Source organism: Haloferax sp. Atlit-10N (assembly GCF_003586325.1).
Taxonomy (GTDB): Archaea; Halobacteriota; Halobacteria; order Halobacteriales; family Haloferacaceae; genus Haloferax; species Haloferax prahovense.
The window spans coordinates 1-20,124 of the sequence record NZ_PSYX01000008.1 but is presented as its reverse complement, the minus strand read 5'-3'; the positions used below and the strand labels follow the sequence as shown (position 1 = coordinate 20,124).

General features: G+C 54.2%; 13 protein-coding genes and 2 pseudogenes. 5 read left to right on the top strand and 10 right to left on the bottom strand.

Annotated features, from left to right (window positions below; translation table 11 throughout):
- Positions 1 to 673: 673 nt before the first annotated feature.
- Complete coding sequence (locus C5B91_RS18075) at positions 674 to 1,933, top strand: orc1/cdc6 family replication initiation protein (RefSeq protein WP_199519513.1); 1,260 nt, start codon at positions 674 to 676, stop codon at positions 1,931 to 1,933.
- Positions 1,934 to 2,407: 474 nt separating this feature from the next.
- Entirely contained in the window at positions 2,408 to 2,671 is a 264-nt protein-coding gene (locus tag C5B91_RS21965; RefSeq protein ID WP_147298773.1) for a hypothetical protein, read from the top strand.
- A gap of 892 nt (positions 2,672 to 3,563) precedes the next feature.
- On the opposite strand, the gene C5B91_RS21960 is transcribed toward C5B91_RS21965, so the two are convergent.
- Entirely contained in the window at positions 3,564 to 4,118 is a 555-nt protein-coding gene (locus tag C5B91_RS21960) for a hypothetical protein (RefSeq protein WP_147298772.1), read from the bottom strand.
- A 313-nt stretch (positions 4,119 to 4,431) separates the two neighbouring features.
- Between C5B91_RS21960 and C5B91_RS18060 the strand changes: the two genes are divergently transcribed.
- The gene (locus tag C5B91_RS18060) at positions 4,432 to 8,043 is read left to right on the top strand and encodes an Eco57I restriction-modification methylase domain-containing protein (RefSeq protein WP_115819430.1); all 3,612 of its coding nucleotides are present in this window, start codon (positions 4,432 to 4,434) and stop codon (positions 8,041 to 8,043) included.
- Positions 8,044 to 8,094: 51 nt separating this feature from the next.
- Here C5B91_RS18060 and C5B91_RS18055 read toward each other — a convergent pair whose 3' ends face one another.
- Positions 8,095 to 11,889: a helicase-related protein gene (locus C5B91_RS18055; RefSeq protein WP_115819429.1), complete on the bottom strand. Its 3,795-nt coding sequence runs from the start codon at positions 11,887 to 11,889 to the stop codon at positions 8,095 to 8,097.
- Between the two features lie 99 nt (positions 11,890 to 11,988).
- A complete protein-coding gene (locus C5B91_RS18050) occupies positions 11,989 to 14,370 on the bottom strand; it encodes a hypothetical protein (protein ID WP_115819428.1) in 2,382 nt (793 codons plus the stop codon).
- A gap of 456 nt (positions 14,371 to 14,826) precedes the next feature.
- On the opposite strand from C5B91_RS18050, the pseudogene C5B91_RS22680 reads away from it, so the two are divergent.
- Positions 14,827 to 15,104: pseudogene (locus C5B91_RS22680) on the top strand (site-specific integrase); the annotation flags it as partial.
- Positions 15,105 to 15,139: 35 nt separating this feature from the next.
- On the opposite strand, the gene C5B91_RS18040 reads toward C5B91_RS22680, so the two are convergent.
- From C5B91_RS18040 to C5B91_RS18030, 3 genes are read right to left on the bottom strand one after another with little or no spacing between them, the layout of a single operon-like run.
- A complete protein-coding gene (locus C5B91_RS18040) occupies positions 15,140 to 15,793 on the bottom strand; it encodes a hypothetical protein (RefSeq protein ID WP_115819427.1) in 654 nt (217 codons plus the stop codon).
- Positions 15,794 to 15,805: 12 nt separating this feature from the next.
- Positions 15,806 to 17,725 (bottom strand): cation-translocating P-type ATPase, encoded by a 1,920-nt coding sequence (locus C5B91_RS18035; protein ID WP_115819426.1) that lies wholly within the window; start codon positions 17,723 to 17,725, stop codon positions 15,806 to 15,808.
- 4 nt (positions 17,726 to 17,729) lie between these two features.
- Complete coding sequence (locus C5B91_RS18030; RefSeq protein ID WP_058365176.1) at positions 17,730 to 17,945, bottom strand: heavy-metal-associated domain-containing protein; 216 nt, start codon at positions 17,943 to 17,945, stop codon at positions 17,730 to 17,732.
- Between the two features lie 198 nt (positions 17,946 to 18,143).
- Between C5B91_RS18030 and C5B91_RS18025 the strand changes: the two genes are divergently transcribed.
- Positions 18,144 to 18,668 carry a helix-turn-helix domain-containing protein gene (locus tag C5B91_RS18025; RefSeq protein ID WP_058365175.1) on the top strand — a complete coding sequence of 175 codons (525 nt, stop codon included), beginning with the start codon at positions 18,144 to 18,146 and terminating at the stop codon, positions 18,666 to 18,668.
- Between the two features lie 210 nt (positions 18,669 to 18,878).
- On the opposite strand, the gene C5B91_RS18020 is transcribed toward C5B91_RS18025, so the two are convergent.
- The 4 genes and pseudogenes from C5B91_RS18020 to C5B91_RS18005 form a co-directional block, all read right to left on the bottom strand.
- Positions 18,879 to 19,172, bottom strand: coding sequence for a hypothetical protein (locus tag C5B91_RS18020; RefSeq protein WP_058365174.1), 294 nt, complete (start codon positions 19,170 to 19,172; stop codon positions 18,879 to 18,881).
- A 9-nt stretch (positions 19,173 to 19,181) separates the two neighbouring features.
- Positions 19,182 to 19,550, bottom strand: a complete 369-nt coding sequence (locus C5B91_RS18015) for an SHOCT domain-containing protein (RefSeq protein ID WP_058365173.1) — start codon at positions 19,548 to 19,550, stop codon at positions 19,182 to 19,184.
- A 126-nt stretch (positions 19,551 to 19,676) separates the two neighbouring features.
- The gene (locus C5B91_RS18010) at positions 19,677 to 19,898 is read right to left on the bottom strand and encodes a hypothetical protein (protein ID WP_058365172.1); all 222 of its coding nucleotides are present in this window, start codon (positions 19,896 to 19,898) and stop codon (positions 19,677 to 19,679) included.
- A 111-nt stretch (positions 19,899 to 20,009) separates the two neighbouring features.
- Positions 20,010 to 20,124, bottom strand: a pseudogene (locus tag C5B91_RS18005) (IS630 family transposase); the annotation flags it as partial.

Sequence of the window (20,124 nt, the reverse complement as noted above, 5' to 3'; positions counted from 1 at the left end):
GACACATTTGCTTCCGAGACACTGTCCAGTTTAGAACCTCCTTGACTGCGTTCTTCCGTCAAGCGCTCGATGCGTCCACTCGAAATAATTGTATTGCCCGAGTTGTATACTTGTCTGAATTATTACTACGACACCCACACCCCATGTGTCGAATGTAAACACTCGAAATAGATAGTATGAGACACTCAGATACTCGTCTGGAAGAGGCTGAGGTTGTGTCGATTGTTCTAATCTCTGCTCGCTGATATCTATATTTAGCGGAAAGTATAAGACGAATACACGAAAACGATTTCCGTATACCAACTAGCTGAGACAGTATGTTTGATGTGCCTCTCCCTATAGGCCGATAGATGTTCTGTCAACCGCGTTCTCCGGGTATTTACTTTCGACAGGTGGGGTGTGTCTGCTCGGCCGACGCTAAGTGAGTGGTTTGTAACGACAGAACGGATCGATTTACATTCGACACCTGGGGTGCCCCCCGGTACGAACCCAACCCTAAGTAAGATTTACACTCGACAGTTGGGGTGTGTGTTACAATCGACGCTTGGATTCCCAAGTGGTTCTCGAATATGCAGAAAACAGGTTCTAAAGACCGTACAAAACGGTACTTACATTCGACGCATGGGGTGTGAATTACCCTATATTTATATGCTCTCCACCGGGTGTCGATTGTATGGATTCAGGCGGTAACGAACAACGCTCACTTGATGAGATGTGGGCTGCTGAGGACCCGATATTCGAGCGAAAACAACTGCTCGAAATTGACCACATCCCTAACGAGGACCGCATCATTGGGCGGGACGAGGAGATCGAGAATATCGTCTCCTCTCTTCATCCAGCTATCAGCGGTGGCTCACCCCGGAACACGCTTATCTACGGGAAAACTGGAACAGGAAAGTCTCTCGTCACGAAACACGTCACACGGAGTGCCCAACGCTACGCCGGAAATCAAGGCGTGGATATGGGTCGAGCCTACGTTGACTGTACGCAATCGTCTACCGAAACCCGTGTCGTCGTGAACCTTGCTCGAGAACTCAATAACCCCGAGAGGACTGGTATCTCTATCCCCGAAACAGGGCTCTCGACCGACGCGTACTATCATCGGCTCTGGCAAATCCTCGACGAACTCTATGATGTCGTGATTGTCATTCTCGACGAGATCGACAAACTCCAAGAGAATGAAGTTCTGATGCAACTCTCTCGTGCTGGTGAGGCTGGCAAGGTTGATTCGTGCAATCTGGGGATTATCGCAATCAGCAACAAAATCTCGTTCAAAAAATCACTCGACGAGCGCGTGTTGAGTAGTCTCCAAGATACTGAATTCATCTTCCCGCCGTACGATGCGAATCAACTCCGTGCCATTATGGAGAACCGTAAGGATGCCTTCAGACCGGGTGTGATTACTGACGACGTCATCCCGCTCTGTGCCGCGTATGCAGCACAAGAACATGGCGACGCCAGGAAGGCACTGGACATCCTCCGAAACGCGGGCGAACTCGCGAAGAATAGCGATGCTGAGAAAGTAACTGATCAGCACGTCAAGGACGCTCGTGATAAGGCTGACATGGACCGCTTCGCGGCCTTACTCAAAGACCAACCAACCCAGGCAAAAGCTCCAATTCTCGCGCTCGCGGCACTCGTTGAGTCCAAGAACGAGGCCGAGTTTTCGAGCAACGAGATTTACGAGGTCTACAGATACATCACAAACCAGCTAGACATGGATACGCTCTCGCAGCGCCGGATGAATGACCGGCTTAACGAAGCCGTGTTTCTCGATATTCTCGGGCGGACCGAGCGCGTGGTCGGAAGGGGCCGAGGCCGAGGCGTCACTCCCTACCTCTACCATCTACTCGAGGACTCGGATATCGTCCAGGCAGTCATCCTTCGGGACTCGCGATTCGAGCCGCTTGGTGGGCAACCATTAATTCCCTGAAAGCGTCTGTCGCCTGATTTTACAATCGACGCCTGGGGTGTGGGCTGCCGTAATTCCGCAAGACACCTTCCATACAATAGACAGGTTGATTAGTGAGTTGACCAATTGGAAACTGCTGTTATTAGAGGCACCCCTCCCAAGCAAGTCCACGGTTCGGTCGTCCGCTGACGCCCCTCTCCCTTCGTTGGTCGGTGCAGTAGGCACCTCATCCTGATGTTGCAGGCACAATGGTGATTGTTTGCGCTTAGAAGTTTTAGAGATGAATGAGAAAAACACGGCTCCGAGAAGCAGAGACCGGTGAGGATGAGACTCGCCTAACCTATGAGTAGGCTAGAACAGGTCAAAGAGTCCCCGGTTGCTGGTCTTGTCGTGCGTTGATGTCTCGTCGAAGCCGAGATCGAACCCACGGTCGCATCCGAATTCGTTTAGTTCGAATGGACCTGCACTCTCGAAGGCCCGGCGTTGAGACCTGGCATGGGCGCTACGGTCACCGCACTTCTCTGTCTCACCCCGAATGAGTTCGCCCGTGAGACGGTCTCGGTATTCGTAGTCTGGGATATGGCCACCGGTCGAGTCTGGATCGGGATACTGGTTGGTGTGGTCTGCGGCGACGACCTCAGTGAGCGGGTTGCGCTCGAGTTCACTGATGCGGTCGAGGTTCGCCTTGTCGTGGGCAGAACGTTTGTTGTCAGTACTTCCTCGTCGGTCTTCTCGGAAACCAAACATCATCTAAAATGATGATGCGTTAATACATAGTATTTGCCCCTGAACAAACAAGTTCTCGAACGACATGTCCGCAAATTAAACAACGAGACTAGTGGATGTACGGACCAAAATTCGCCACCATTCTCTGGTCACGACAGATCGCGTCTACGAACATTTCAAACACAAGTAATGGTTGGCAAAAATTCATGTTTCAGTCTATCTTCTGAGACAACATGAGGAGAAGGTCTCGGACGACCAGATATCGACTAGGTCATACTCAACGAAGACAGAGAGTTGACTGGCGACACTGGATTTCCAATGCACCACTGCGGCAAGTCCTGTTGGTCATCTTCGTCGGGATACCGCTCGCATTCGTGATTCTCTCTCTGATGACTCCCTACCTCTTAGCCGTTGGATTTGTACTTGCTTCCGTGCTTGGGTTACTGTTCATGAAGATAGGAGGGTTCGCTATTGGTGCGGTCTCAGCTCTTGACCGGACCAACGCGTACGACGCACCCTTGTGGTTTCCGTACTTCAAATGGGGTACTGCTCCAATGCGATTTATTGATAGCTCGATTTCTCTCTACGAGATGATCACCGACGTGTGGAAGAATCATTAATCATAGCATAGCCACTGTTCGACGGATTCGATTAATATACCCTTCCAGTGCTTATGAACATTGGCAGGGAAAAGAGGCAGATAATTTCGCGGTCCGAATGATGGACGAAGCTTGTCTTCGGTGTTACTCTTCTGACCCAGATGATTCGCCGCTAGAGCTGTCTCCGCTGGAGCTTTTTGCCGAATCCGAACTGCCTTCCGAGTTGAATCGACCCTTTGAGGTCTCGTGCCCGGTCGACTCGAAAGGAGAACTTTCAGCCACATCCACGGCTGATTCTCCTGAGTCACCGGATTGTTCTCCGTCGCTCATAGTACAGTTGCTAACAATGTTCCAATCGTAATAAGTCCCACTCCTGTGAGAAATAATGATTTTGCAACATTCACCGCAGATCCGTTCGCGCTCGTCTTTTTGCGAACGTCAGTAATCCACTGTTCATATCCATTTAGTGTCTCATAGAGGTACGTTATCTCGTCAGGGTCATGCTTGCGGACCATCTCAAAGGACTCAGGAGATTGCCCTACAGACACTGTTCGTTGCTGTTGACCGTACATAGCAAAGAGAGTCGAAGCGAGAAGTGACACGAATCCCAGAACCACGGACAGCAAAGCGCATCTTGGAAATGTAACTCCAGAGAATGCGTTTGCTACTGCGGCAACGTAGATCGTTGCAACGAGGCCATTCAGACGGACAATCCGCCACGCTTTCTCACCGATATCGTTGTAAGCATCTAATTGTTGGTCGTGAGTTCGTCTTGCATCTTCGATAGCGTGACGGTATGTTTCAATATCGTACGTCGGTTGGTCGTTGGACTCAGTATTGTTCCCTGCTTCGTCCTCTCCGTCATTCTGTTCCTCTTCCACACAGATCATAGTCCCAATATCGGTAAATATCCTTCTTTGAGAAAGACATATTTGTTGACACTATCGCAGACAAATGACCGTCTATCTCCCTTTTCGAAGACTCTACCAAGGGATCGCTCGACATCGATGGAGCGAAAACGTCGGTCTCCTGCCATTCTCGTGGAACCACGATCTGGGTTTGCTCGTTTGCCTTCTCTTTCTGTAACCCAAATCTGTCGGTGCTGTCCAGACTAATCGAAATCCTACAACGAATTATGTAACCCAATTAGTACATTGTCGGTGACTTTTTGGCCCATCATTGTGACTGCCGATTATGTCACTTCAGCAAATCAAATCTGATGATATTGCGACGTGGGATTCTCTTGAGGACGTCGCAGAGTCGCTGAAGAAGAGGGGCCTCCAACCGGAACCAAGTCTCGGGGAGGACAACGAACTCGTCCTGCGTCTCACTGACGACGACGAGTTCATGGTACTCATCAAAGCACCACCGGGTGAAACTGCGGCGTCGTTCAAGTCACGAACGAACGTCAACACACACACGGGGATGGTGGCTACCGACGACTTCGAGGAGTTCACCTTCATCACCCGAATCCGAACGTGGGACGCACACGGTCGGACGAAGTACCAGCAACTCTCGTTCTCGAAAGAGCAGATGACGAGTGAGACTGGAGAGAAGAATACCATCCTCCAGAAGCTCAACAATATCGAGTTCAACAAACCCGAGACGATTTTCAACTCTCTGTACGACACGAAGCAGGTCGTCAAGGACTTCTACGAGGATTTCGAGGAACTCCGGACCGAACTCGTGCAGGAAGTCGCCGGAATCCCCGACGACCGTGGTGACGCCAAACAGCGCTACGTGCAAGTGACCCTCGACCGGATGATTTTCCTCTACTTCATCCAGGAGAAGGGTCTGCTTGACCACGACACCGAGTACCTCCACAAGATGCACGAGCAGTTCTCGGAGGACGGCGACGTCTACGAGGAGTTCTACGACCCGCTCTTCTTCGACATCCTCGCGGAGGGCAAGAAGGACACGACCTACGGTAACCTCCCGTACCTCAATGGCGGTCTCTTTAGTAAGAACCCCGTTGAGGAAGAGTTCGACGACGCTCGCTTGGGTGAAACCGCCGAGGAGACATCTACACTCTTCGGGAAAATCCTCTCTTTTCTCTCGGACTGGAACTGGAACGTCGACGAGCGACTCGACATCGTCGACCCGAAGAACCTCTCGCCGGCCATCCTCGGGCACATCTTCGAACAGACGGTCAACCAGAAAGAGATGGGAGCGTACTACACCCCCGAGGAGATTACCGGCTTCATGTCCCGGCGGACGGTCCACCCGTGGCTGCTTGACCGGGTAAACGACACCCATGGAACGAACTACGAAGCCATCGACGACATCTTCGAGTTAGACGTTTCATCGGTGGGCGGTGATAAGGTCGAAGCGATGGCCGACGGTGGAATCGCACAGACTGTCGACCTCGACGCAGTGAATCAAGAACACGTCAAGACGCTCTATTTTGACGCCCTGAACGAGCTTCGCGTGCTTGACCCCGCAGTCGGGAGTGGGGCATTCCTTCTCGCAGCACAAGAAGTGCTGCTTGACATCTACCTCCAGTGTATCGAGTACTTCCAAGCACTTCGTGACGAGCAACCGTGGGAACTTCACGGTGAAGTCGAAGAAGAGTTGGACAAAATTGACGCCACAAATGGTACGGCGACACTCTACGCGAAGAACCAAATCATCCTCAACAACCTCTATGGGGTCGATATCGATGAGGGAGGCGTCGAAATCTGTAAACTTCGGCTGTGGCTCTCGATGGTGGCCGACATCGAAAACGAACCGAAGGAAGTCGAACCACTCCCGAACATCGACTTCAACATTCGGCAAGGGAACTCGCTCGTCGGGTTCGTTGACTCTGTCGAACCGTCTGGGAACCCAGAGCAGACGACGAAAGAGAACTCGGAGGGAACCACAATTGGTGATTGGAACGTCCGCAGCAAGTACCAGAATATCCGAGATGCAGTCAAGAAATACCGAGACGCGGATACCAGTAGTGAGGCTGTTAAGCACAGAAAGAACGCCGAGGAGCTGATGGACAAGTACCGTGAAGAGTTCAACGAAGACCTTCTTGAAGAGTTTCACGACGCAGGTCTCGACGACGTTGATATCTCTGATGTCGAGGACTTTGACCCATTCCACTGGATGGTTGAGTTCGCCTTTGTGTGGGGTGACGGGAAGTTCGACGTTGTGATTGGCAACCCTCCCTGGGATCGAATCAAGCCTCTTCGTGATGACTTCTTTTCGAAATATGATGAGACGTTTAGAACGCGCCTCCCTGATGAGAAAGATGCCGTTCAGGAAGAACTACTTTCGGACGAGACGATTTCAAAGGGATGGGAAAAGTATCAAGATGAGATGGAGACACGGGCGGAGTACTTCAAGAAATCACGCAGTTACAAGCTGCAGAGGCCGGAGATTGATGGTAGAATAAAGCCCAACCCGAATGACTTGTCTTCTCTATTCTTCGAACGTGTATTCAGTCTTGCAGACGATTCATCTCGGGTTGCACAGATCCTACCGGGTGCGATATTCAACGGTGCCTCGTGTAAAGACCTCCGCACCCACCTTCTTGACACGTCTCAGGTGGATGTTTTAACGATATTCCAGAACAATGGTATATTTGACCAGATCCACCACCAGTACAAATTTGGGATTCTCATCTTCCAAAATGAGGGGTCCACACAATCCGTGTCTGGAAAGTACTCGAAAGGTAGCCTAGAAATCCTGAAAAAGTTTGACTCAGAGGCTATATCAATCCCCAGGGAAGTCCTCACCAAGTACTCGCCAGAAGCCAAGATATTCCCCTATGTAGAATCAGAGACGAAACTCAAAGTCCTGAGAAAAATAATACGGAATCCAGAATTGGGGGATGAAAATGCCTCCGGCTGGTACATGGAGCCGTACCAAGGTCTCCGGCGAACAAGTGACTCTGACCGCTTTGTAGATGAGTCCGTCGGAGAATATCCTGTCTATGGGGGAAGCAACATATACCAATTTAATTACAGTCCGGAGTTCATTGGCGACATAGAGCCTCCGAAATTCTGGAGTGTTGAGCCAGACACAGACCCAGAGCGGAGTGCCAAACAACGGATGCGCGAAAAAACCGTTAGAGACCTCAAGAGAGCAATTTATGAGACATTCGATGGGTCTGGATCCCAAAAGTCGTTTGTGAACGAATTGCTCGAAGAAAATCGAGGAAAGCCTCTCTCTGAGGACGACGTCCTCTTAGATTCCAGTGAATACAGAATCGTACTCCGAGACATAACTAATGCCACAAATGAGAGAACGCTAATTGCTGCGGTCATCCCAAAAGGGGTTGTTTGCCACAATACGCTTAGAACTATCCGCAACTTCCGTATTGAACCCTACGAAGAGGGCTTAAAAGAGGACAACCTCCACTCGTTCTATCAAACAATATTCACTGACGAGGAGTTGTTTGCTGGACTTGGACTAATAAACTCTCTTCCGTTCGACTATCTGTTAAGGACCAAAGTCGACACGCACGTTGTGACTTATAAGTTCAAGGAGTCACAAGTGCCCCATCTCACAAATGATGATAATTGGTTCCACTACATTTCTGAGCGCGCTGCTCGGCTCAACTGCTACGGTGACGAGTTCACAGAGATGCGTGAACGTCTCGGCGACATCGAAGCTTCAACGGACGAAAACGAGCGGATGCGACTTCAAGCCGAAATCGACGCTGCCGCCTTCCACGCCTATGGACTTGACCGGAGAGACACCGAGTTCGTCCTTGATGATTTCCACCGCGTCAACAAACCCCGTGTGATGACTGAGGAGTACTTCGACCTCGTCTTCGAGAAGTACGACGAATTGACAGAGACCGGTCCTCATCCGTAAGACGAATCTCTATTCATAGACCCACTGCACAGAGGAGGGACCCACTTTCACTCAGGTTCCAAGGACACCCCAACAGAGGAGCCGGGCGTCGACATCTCCTGTCCCTGCTAACTTCGACTGATACTCAGTCGAGCCTTCGATGTTCTCGTCGAGGAAGTCAGTCAGCTCTTGCAGGAACTCTTCGACGTCCCACTCGCCGAGGCCCATATTCTCCTTGCGGAACGTCTCACGAAGGATACGGTCCTCGTCGGTATTCTGGAGTTTCACGTCCTTGAGTCGACTTCGGAGGTGAGCCGCCGCCTCTGGGAGCGACGTATGCCCATCTATGGGGTGAGACAGTTTTCCACTCGAATTGCTCTTTAAATGCAGTAAGTAGGAGAGTATCTTCTCTTGTTCTTTCGAATACTCGTCGCCGCCGCGGTAGATGTCGCCAAGGAGCCCCTCTTTTGCCTCTTCGAGTCGCTGTTCAACCACCGCCTCAATAGAGGCACGCTCATTGAGGTACTGTTTCTGACTCCGGGTGATTTTCTCGCCGTCAGTGTCCGGGCCAATCTTCAGTGCTCGAATCGCGCTCAAGTCTTTGACCTCTCCGCCGCGTTTCTTTCCATAGAGGGCTCGACGTGTCCGACCGAGTGGGGCGTCCTCTTCATCGTCGAACCAGAGATGGGTCATCCCAAAGATACCCGGTGCGTGGTTACTCTCCGAATCAGGGACGTTAGTGTAGAGGAAGTCGCGTTCTCCTGGTGGCGTCTCGAAGTACTCATCTGCAAACTCGAAGTCTTCGTCGGAGAGGCCGAACTCTTCGTTCAGTTCCTTCTTGAGGAGCAATCGCTCAAAGGCCTCGTCCTCGTTGCTCCCAGCGTTTCGCAGGAGTGGGTTTTTAGAGGTGTCATCGAGCTCGTTGTAGTCGTCAATTTCACGAGAGGCCCGTAGCGTACCCTCTATCTCTTCGAGTTCGAGTTCACCGATAGTCTTCTCCGTCTGGATGCCTGCCTTCTCCAAAATCTCGTCTTCGTTCGGGTCGAGGATGTTGTTCTCCTTCCCGACGATGAGTGCGATGTCGTTGATCTTCGCCTGAAGTCGCTTGAGGAGTTTGATAGCGGCCTCGATGTCGCCGTCGGGGTAGAAGTTGTGAACGTGCTTGTCGGCAGTCGAACCGATTCGGTCTATGCGGCCAACTCGCTGCACGATACGCATGGGGTTCCACGGAAGGTCGTAGTTGACCGCAGTGTGGACGTCCTGGAGATTCACACCCTCACTGAGTGTGTCTGTGGCGACGACGTAGGTCAATTCTGAGTCGCCCGTGCGTTCGAGTGTCTCTTCGTAGCCGTACGCTTCGGGTGCGAATCGCCGGATGACTTTCTGCTTGTTTTCGTCGCCGCCTTTGACGACAGCACTGTTCTGCGGTGTCAGTGGCGAGTCCGAGTCGTTTAGGAGCGTCCGGTAGACGTAGTCTGCCGTCGCCCGGTACTGTGTGAAGATCAGTACCTTGTCGTCGTACTGGTTCACCACATCGTTGAGCCGGTCCATCTTGGGGTCACGGAACTCCAAGAGTCGGAACACAGCATCGTAGAAGTCTCGTGTGACGTCCTCGACCTCGGAGAGGTCTTGGTCGGGGAAGAGCAAGGGATCAATCTCGTCTTCAGGGACATCTGGTACGTAGCCGATGTGCTTCCGGCTGAGCCACTGTCTGACTGTGACTGCGTGGTCGTTGACGTGGGTAGCGTTCTCTGCGACGTCGCCGATGAACAACGTCAGGAAGTGCGCGATGAGGGCGATGTCTTCGTGGATCCGCTGTTTGACTTCAGAGACGGTCAAGTCGGCTAGCTCGTCCTGCTCGCTGCTTTCTCCGCCTCGAAGAGACTCGGCATCGAAGCCGAACTCTTCGAGTGTCTGTGCCAGGTCTTCCGCCGCTTCACCGTCTTGAACGTAGTCGTCGAGTGTGACCGCTGCTTGGTCGTCCTGTATCGTTCGGAGCGTGTCTATCTCTTCGTCGTCTGGAAGTGCCTCTAAGAATCCGAGCAGCGTCTGCTCACTTTGGTAGAGAGTTTCGATGCTCTGGACGAATGCGAACGTCGACGATTCGAGTCTTTTGAGCAGGTTCAGTTTGTACAGTGCTTTCAGCGTACTCCCTGCCTGTGGATTCTTGATGGTGATGTGTGGCAGGTGGAGTGCATCCATCACGTCGGGTAGCGACTCATAGACTGGGCGGTACGCCGTCGGAAGCGAGTACTCTTCTTTGTTAACCTCCGGCGGTTTGAAACTCATCTCCAACTCGTCGTCCTTCCGCATCAGCGACTCTTTGACGTGCTTCCGTGTCCGGAGAACCATCACCTCGTTCAGAATCTTCGAAATTTCCTGGGACTCGTGCCGGAGTTTCTCGGTGAGGTCTTCGAGGTCCTCCGGGTCCATCTCTTCTTTCCCGGCGGCGACACGCTTGCGCTGTTCTGCAATATCGATGTACCGGTCGAATGAACTGAAGTCCAGATTCGCTTTGTTCCGTATCTCGTTCTTCCCGGTGAATAATCCGATGAGGTTCTTTAGGTCGGTCGCGCTGTTGTTAAGCGGCGTCGCCGTCAGGAGAATCATCGTCTTGTCCCGGAGAAGTCGAAGATTTGCGTGGCGACGGGTTCCTTTGTAGTCGTCGTCATCGTCGGGATTGGGACGCCACTTCCCGAAGTTACGGAAGCGGTGGGCCTCGTCGATAAGCAGTACGTCGAACTGCTCTCTGAGGTCGTTCACTTCCTCGTAGGAGAGGTTCTGGAACTTGCTGATGCTCATGACGTCTAAGTGCGTCCCGTCTATCTCCAGCCCGAAGAACGGGTCTCCGTCTTCGTCTGTTGCGTCTTGGAGGAGATCTTCCCACTGGTCAGTCAGATTCGCAGGGACGATGAGGAGACAGCGTTTCCCGTCTTGGCGGTAGTCGTAGAGCAACTCGCTCCCGATGAAGGACTTGCCAAGGCCGACCGAGTCGGAGATTATACAGCCGTTGTATTGGGAGAGTTTCTTCGCTGCACTCTCGTAGCCAATCGTCTGGAAGTAGTACAGTGGGCTGTCTCGGGCGCTGATATTCCCGTCGAGCGCGTCGTAGGAGAGAATCTTGTAGAGTTCAAACGGCTCGATGTATGTCCCGAGGTCGACGTCGTCGTCTTTCTCCTTGATTTTCTTTTCTTCCTCTTCTTTCCAGTCCTGGTACTTCTCGCTGTTCTCGATGACCTTGACAATCTCCCGTGAGAACTCCTCGGAGTTGGCCCACTGGTTGTCGAACCATTCCTCGAAGGCTTCGACTTTCTGTGGGTCGGAGCTGGTGAGGTTGAGTTCGATGTTGTTTCGATGGCCTGTTTGAGTGAAGTTCGACGACCCGACAATGAGCGCTGGTTCACGTCTGTCCGTCGGGCCTTCCCGCTTAGAGGGGTCGTCAGTCGCAAATCGGAACGACGCCCCTTTGGCGTGAAAGTATCCTTTCTCGGGGTTTCGGATCCGAACGTCGACTAAGCTTTCCTTGATGAAATCACGAAGCCGGTCGAGTCGGTCCATCTGGGCGTTGTTCAGGTCTTTGAGGTCGTCTTCGAGTTGCGTTCGGAACTGTTCGTGCAGACTCATGCCCTCTTCAATCTCATCAGCAGTCCTGGCGTCTGTCTGCTTCCCCATCAGAATCCGCATCGGGGCGTGACCGAGTGTCTCAGAGTCGAGAAGGGCATCGAGATCGTCTTTGAACAGATCGAACCCAGAGAGGTAGAAGTAGCCTGTCGCAACCCGTACTTCTTCGCTCTCAGAGATTACCTCTTTGAACGTCTCTTCGAGCGTTCGTTCTGAGTTGTCGATGAGGGGATCGAGATACGGCATCTGTCACCCATTTTTATCTATCATATGTTAACAGTTTGTCCTAGACCGACGAGTTGTGAGTAGAACAGGTTGCTACTCGAATCAAAAGTGGTGACTCCGCTACGAAACTGCTCTGGTCGGCACGCCTCTTTCCGAAGGAGTATTAACTGTGAAGACTTCGTCCCTGGAGAACCAACTCCCGACCTCTGATTCTACTAACTGACTAACGACTTCTTTTAGACGCTGCAATATCGCTTCAGAGAGGATATCTTTGAGCATCGGAACTATCTGCTTGAGGTATTCTGCTGAGAGACCATCGAGGATATCAAAGAGCGTGATACCGGTCACTTCGAAATATCCAATCTCGATGATTGAAGCGATCAATTTCGTCTCACCGATATCGATGAGGCTTCGGAGTGACCAATGGAGTATGCGCTCTACTCCACCGACACATCTCCAACCACAATACTTAGCGAGTCGGGCAAGCCCGGTCTTCGCTGCGATAGTTCCAGTTGCAGAAAACGCCAACTTGTGACCGGACGCAAGTGAAAATGTTCCACCCGTCTGGTAGAGTAAGTAGGCATCAATGACGAGAACAGTGGTTGCTATTAACACTCCAACTTTGGCAGCACGGAGTTCGGATTTGTTTGCGTTCACTACGTACTCTGCTTGGTCGTGCAGCGTTGCGTAGTCTGAAACAACTGCGACAACAGAGTTCATTCTCGCGCCAACACTAATAGCCTGTTTTAGACGTCCCTTCAGTGCGCTGCTAGGTATACCCACGCCGAGATTGGTCTGGACTAGGTCGAGGATTTGATATAGGCCAGCTTGCTTAAAATTCGCTACAATCGTAGCCTTCGGCCCGGTGGAATTCACATCACCTAATTCCACGATTGCTTGGCTGTATTCCATAATTAGGCCTGCATCAGGGTCATTGGTGGCTACTGAATGGAGGAATTTCACCATCGAATCGATGAAGTTTCCAAGCGCTTGTTCTTGGCTAGCTGTGACCTGGAGACCTGCACTCTTGTTATGTAGTGGGTCTTTTTCCACCGGGTCATATCCCTTGACAGCCACTTCGGTACCGTCTGGGATTCCATCTCCATCAGTATCAGCGTTCGTTGGGCTCGTCTGGAGATATTTGACTTCTCGAGCGTCGCTCAGACCGTCTCCATCTGTATCGTTCTTCAATGGGTCAGTTCCATACTCGTTCACTTCCCGTCCGTCAATCAGAGCATCGCCATCGGTGTCCGGGTTCGTCGCGTTGGTTCCGAAGGTGTGCTTTTCTGGACCGTCTTTGAGTTCGTCACCGTCGGTATCAGGGTCAAGTGGCTCTGTTGCGAATCGGAGCGTCTCGTTACCATCCAGAAGGCCGTCAGAATCAGTGTCGTTGATAACTGGATCTGTCGGGTAGACCTTCGTCTCGTTCCAATCGTCTAAGCCGTCCGCATCTGTGTCGGCCAGTGTGACGTTGGTCTCTCCGTACCACTCAACGCCGTCATTCAAACCATCGTCATCAATATCTGGATCTGAGACGTTCAGTATCTCATTTCCGACCTCGATGCTGTCGCTTACGTTGTCGAAATCGGTGTCGTTGTTCAGCGGGTCACTCCCGTACTGGTGAATTTCTGCCCCGTCTAACAGTGAATCGTTGTCAGTGTCATTGTCGATGGGCGAAGTGGCATGGTCAAACTCAGGACCATCTTTGAGACCATCATTATCGGTGTCACTGACGTTTACCAAAGTGACCAACATCAACTCACGGCTATCATTGAGCCCGTCTGAGTCTGTGTCTGCCTTGCGAGGATTCAGTTTGTCTGAAGTCGCTTCTCGAACGTCGCTCAGAGAATCGCCGTCAGTATCCCACGAGACAAGAGATGTGTTCAGTTCCCACTCTCGCTTGTCGGGTAAGAGGTCGTGGTCTGTGTCGCGATTTGTCGCATTAGAACCAATCTCAAATTCGAGCCCGTCGTCAAGCCCATCCCCATCAGAGTCCGCGTTTACTGGCGAAGTGCTGTTAGTCACCTCGACTAAATCGGAAAGAGAGTCTCCGTCAGTATCAGACTGTGTAGGGTCAGTTCCGTTGGTTGCTTCTGCAAGGTCGTCGATTCCGTCCCCGTCAGAATCCACTGAACTCGCATTCGTGCCGAGTTCGACTTCTTCGGTATCGTTCAATCCGTCCGCATCTGTATCTGGATCAGTAGCATTTAGATTCGGTGAGGAAACTTCTCGGCCATCTATAAGCCCGTCACCATCAGTGTCCTGTGCCTGCCAGTCAACATTCTTGGCCCATTCTGTCCCGTTTCTGACCCCGTCGTTGTCGGCATCCATAATCGGAACAGCAACCACACTTGGGCTAATCACAGCCAGAACCATGATGACAACCAGCGCACGCTGTGAGAGCTGCTGGATGGTCTCCAGTTGCACAAACTGTAGACTTGGAGGGATACGATTGTGGAGGGTAAGGAGGACCTTTCTAAACTTCTCAGTCGTCCCTTTCATTAAGTCAATTATGTATCAAAATCTCTGAGTAAATAAGTTTTCTAGGTGATGAGTAGAATCCTACCGTTGAGATTCTCTGCTGTAATATTCCGAGTGATTGCTTCAATCGGTTAGGTGAATGGGTATCGACCTTACCGAACGGAAAGACGGTATTCAAATCCAGTAGCTGACTTCGCTCACGTCTGGTAATGAGAATTTTGCAACCCCGATTTGGGATGTATCTTTCTCAAGACAAAATGCACTGAAGTACAGTGAGATATCTCAATAAATGGCGTACAAAAAGCTGTTTCTAAGTACTCACAACCTCGGAGGATAGATTTGATGCGTGCCTTCGAATCAGTTCGAAATGAACTGGAAATAAATCATAGTTGACCTCTTGTACCCCGTCAATATCGACGGCACCGACAGGGCGCTCCGACGACTCATACAACGGCATAGATGTGTCCGTAGACGTTGCCGCAGATTATGACTGATGGGTCACGGTCGGTTCTCCAACGACTTCAGAGGCTGTGGAGATCGATATCGACCATTGGAAACACGATTACCTTGCTCCATATGGCAGTTGACGCGGGATGGGCGAGATTCTTGTTTGAGTATTTGGGTTGGCGGTTGTAGCTCGATACTTGGACAACTCTGAGGGGATGGTTTGCGTGGGGTACTCTCATATCGATGTCGGCGAGTTAGGTGATGGCGCTACCAAGGTACCCAAGGAGCCCAACAGTATATCGCGGTAACTCTCATTACGAGTGTGAAGGGTACACCGCCGCGTTCATACCCCTTCGACGGAGAATAGGGAGGCGTCTCTGAGAACAGCCTGCACGCGGCGGTGCCAAGCGTCAGCGAAGGCCTCCCGTTGCTGGTCGCTTGCCGATCCGTCGAGAATCCTCTGGAGGTTCCCGATTGCGGGTCCACCGCTAGGAACGTCGCTGACGTGGTAGGCCACTTCGACGGTCTCGTCCGTGTCGGTTCGCCGGAACCGGAACGTCGGGTCCGCCGTGTCCGGGTCGAACGCGTCAAAGACGAGGAGGTCGCGGCGGCCGCCATAGCCGCCGGCGAGCCCGCTGAATCCGTCATCGCCGGTCGCGCCAGTCACGTACGAGATGATACGGCTCATCACGCCGTACGCAGCATCCTCCTGCGGGCCGGCCGTCTGGACCTCGATTTCGCTCCGGACTGGATAGTCGTCGGGATACAGGGCGTCGAGCCCGAACTGGACGATTCGGTAGGCGCCCGAGGCAGTCGGGCAGGAGTGCCCGGCCTCTTTCACCGCGTCCGCGTACGTGATGACGAACGGGTCGCCCGGTTCGAGGACGCCGAGGGCTTCCGCGACGGGGTCACGGATCTCGATCGGGTCGACCTCGTAGTCGACCTGCCAGTCGGTACCAGTGGGAGTCGCGTCAGTCGAAGTTGAATTAGTTGTCATTGGTTGTGGTGGTTAGTGTCGGAGCAGTCGCATCCCGTTGAGGATAACGAGGAGAACGCTGGCCTCGTGGACCAGCATCCCAGCGGCGAGCGTAACGTAGCTCGTGAGCACGCCCGCGAGCAGGACAGTCACGGTCAGCACCGCGAGCCCGACGTTCTCGAGGACGTTCCAGCGCGTCGCCTTGCTCAGTTTGACCGCGTACGGGATGCGTTCGAGGTCGTCGGCCATCAGCGCCATGTCCGCCGTCTCGATGGCGGTGTCCGTGCCGGCTGCGCCCATCGCAATACCGACGTCGGCGGTCGCCAGCGACGGCGCGTCGTTGATGCCGTCGCCGACCATCGCGACGACGTGGCCGTCGGACTGGTATTCTTCGATGACGGTCTGTTTGTCCTCGGGGAGGAGTTCGGCGCGGTAGTCGTCGATGCCCACCTCCCCTGCGACGGCAGCTGCCGTCCGCTCGTTGTCGCCGGTGAGCATCACGGTCTGGATGCTGGCATCCTGCAGCGCCGCAACGACGCCAGGAGCGACCTCTCGGAGTTCGTCGCGCATGGCGATCACGCCGATGACGCTGCCGTCCCGCACGACGTGGACGGCCGTCTCACCACGCTCCTCACGGTTACGGACGTACTCGGCGACATGAGCCGGAACGTCGATGCCGCGGTCGTCGAGCAACGCCCGGTTACCAACGACGAGCTCCTGACCGTCTGCGTGGGCGACGACACCTTTCCCGGCGACCACGTCGAAGTCATCCGGATCTGGAACCGACCGGCGTTCGGCGTTCGCGTCGTCGGAATGGGCGACCGCCGCTCCGCCATCGGTTGCGGCGGTCGGACGGTCGCGTGCTGCGTCGACGATGGCGTCGGCGAGGTGATGTTCGCTCTTCTTCTCGGCGGTCGCCGCGAGCGAGAGGACCTCGTCGTCGGCGACGCCGAACCCCTCGACGTCCGCGACGGTGGTCTCGCCCTTCGTGAGCGTCCCCGTCTTGTCGAAGGCGACGAGGTCGATTTTGCCGGAGCGCTCGAGGTGTTCACCGCCCTTCATCAGCACGCCAGACCGAGCGGCGTTACCGATAGCCGAGACGATGCTGACCGGCGGTCCGATGACCAGCGCACCCGGACAGCCGATAACCAGCAGGGTCAACGACAGGATCGCATTCTGTGTGACCGCGTATGCGCCGATCGCCAGCACGATGACGCCGGGCGTGTAGTACTTCGCGAACCGGTCGATGAGATTCTCCGTTGGCGACTGCGCCTCCTGGGCCTTCTCGACGCGGCGGATGATGCGTTCGAGCGTCGTATCCGAGCCCGCACCCGTCGTTCGGACTTCAAGCGCCCCTTCTTGGTTGACCGTCCCGGCGTAGACTTCGTCGCCGTAGGCCTTGTGGACGGGGGCGCTCTCGCCGGTGACTGGCGCCTGGTTGACGGCACTCTCGCCGTCGACGACGGTCCCATCGACCGGAATCTTCCCACCCGGCTTCACGAGGACGACTTCACCCTCCTCGACGTCGTGAGCAGGTACTTCTTGGAGGTCTCCGTCGCGGCGTACTGTGGCCGTGTCGGGCGTCATCTCCAGGAGTTCCTGGAGGGCCGTCCGGGTCTTCCGCATTGTCCGGCCTTCCAGGTAGCTGCCGAGGCTGAACAGGAAGACGACGGCGGCAGCTTCCCAGTATTCGCCGATGACGATGGCACCAATGGCCGCCAAGGTCACGAGCGTCTTGATGCCGAGCGTTCGGTTGGTGACCTCGTAGTAGGCGGTCTTGGCGATGTCGTAGCCGCCGATGATCGCCGCGAGGATGAGAATACCGGCACTCGCTGTATTGAAGCCGGTGAAGTGGCCGAGGCTCCAGCCGGCACCGTAGAGCAGGCCGCTGGACGCCGTAACGATGGCCTTCCGGTTCTTCCGGTAGTACTGGGTGATCGTTTGTGCGTTCATTGGTCTAGGCGGGCTGGGGCGTGTAGCCCTGGTTTTCGATGGCCTGTGCGAAGGCGTCGGGGTCAGCGACGTTGTCGTCGTACTCGATCTCGACCCGGCCGGTCGTGTAGTGGACTTCCACGTTCTGGACGCCGTTGACGTTCGAGAGGGCGCGTTCGACGGTGCTCGCGCAGGTCGGGCAGTCGAAGTCCATCACGCGGAGTTGGGTTGTCTCGTTCATCACAGTTCTACGTAGCACCCGGACTGCCATATATATTTTTTAGATGATATGTTTGAATAGGAATATGGGGCGTTGGAACAGTCAAACGAGTCGTATAGGACTTCTCCACGCTCCGACCACAGGATCAGCCACCCGGCCGAATCGTTCGACAGCCGTATGCTCCGCTACCTTTTCCCGCGCGTGTCTCGCAGTCCCACTATGAGCAGTTCCGGCGCCGACCACCATCTCGACGACATCGCGATCAGGGATACCCGCGTCTCGGACGCCATCGACGAACCGATGCGGGCGATGATCCTCGACATACTGGCCGATGAGGCACGGACGGCAGGCGAGGTTCACGACCGACTTACCGAGCGAGGGATCGAGCGGACCGAAAACACCGTTCGGCACCACATCAACGAACTCCGCGATTCCGGGCTCGTAGACGTCGTCCGCTTTGAGGAGGGGCGTGGCGGCACGACGAAGTACTACCACGCGAACACGATCGTCCTCTCGTACTCACTACCGGGTTCGGCTGATGCCGCCGTGGAGGAGATGACGGATGCTATCCAGCCGCAGGTCACGGAGGCACTGAACCATCTCACGGAGGAGTACGAGGAATCTATCGAGGAGATCACAACGGAGATGCAGCCGTGTGACCACTGTCGGAACCAGAAGTACGAGACGTACGTCCTGCTGACCGTCCTGCGGCGAGCGTTCGTCCGCGCTCAGCGGGAATCGTAAGCGACGCCAGTGACTCATAACGATATTTACTGACTCGGTCCATGGTGAGAGACTCCGTTGTTGTTGGATCTTCTGGTCACCCCATTCAGGACCCGTGTTCCCCGTGTCGCGCACGATCACCCGGGTGAAACGAATTGGCAGATGAAATCGCACGCCGTGAAGAGAACGTTAACAGCGTCGATATCGTCGAAACACGAGTGATTGGGGGCGTTAATCGTTGTCGAGTTCGGAACCCGCGTCTCCTTCGGCGAAGATTCGCCGGGAGATGATCGTTCCGTCAGAGATGGAATCAGGTTCGTCACGGCGGACGAAGCGTTTCTTGAGAACGTCGTAGGCGAACAGACTCGCACCGATGATAACGAAGCCCCAGTGGTAGCCTCCGACGTAGATCGTCCTGTCGACGCCGTCGCCACTGCCCGGGAGATTTCCAACGCATCCGGAGAGACCTGCGATGCCGGCTCCGAGCGCAGTGAGAAACTCGCGTCGCTGTACTGTCGAGGACATGATTGCAGACTACTGCGACTCCTCGCGGGTGAGTTTCGCACGCCGTTCCTCGAACTCCTCGTCGGAGAGGTCGCCACGAGCGTACGCCACTCGGAGTTCCTCGAGTGCTCTATCGCTGGTCAGCGACGACCCGACACCACCGACGAGGCCGCGATAGAGGAGGTAGCCGATGCCGACGAGGACAACGAGCCAGACGAGCATCATTCCGATACCCCACAGCGGTGAGAGGCCGCCGGCCATGCCACCACCCCACCACCAGCCCATCATGCCCATCATCGGCATCGCGAACACCATCATCAACAGCGGGAACAGGACGATCACCGCGAGGACGATCAGGACGATGCGGAGCAGGCCGTCGGACGTGCGCTCTTTTGACATAGTGAACCACTACGGACTTCGTTGGCTGCATTCATAAAGTTGGACGGCCAGTACTGCTCCGTTGGTGGTTCCTAGGTTGGGTGGCGGCTAATACGTCGCTCTGTGTCTTGCTTGGGGCGAATCCACTCAGCAGCAGTCGGGGTCGTCGGGCGACCACTCACACGCGTTGCCAGTCGTCAAGTTGTTTTCGTCAACGTAGGTCGAGAGACACGCGTAGTTGCAGAAGTAGGTCGGCGACCCGCAGTCGTCGGTACAGTCGCGCACACAGATCGGGTCGTGGTCGAAGATACGCGACCTGCAGTAGGCGCACGTCTCATCAACGTTGGGGAGTTCGACGGTCGTAGACATACCTGTGCTACGGGCACGAGTCAAAAACGCATTTCGCCAGCTGACCATCGATATACTCCGCCTCCGGGCTGAAGGCGGTGTGTGAGTGACAAGGAACGACTATAGTATTCGTTAGAAGTAATTACTCACTTTTGGGACCGAAAGCTGGTCAAGAGCGGCGTCTATCGCTGTCGTTAACTCGTCAAGTGAGTCGAAAAATCGGTTGCTCAACGCTGCTTGAAGCTGT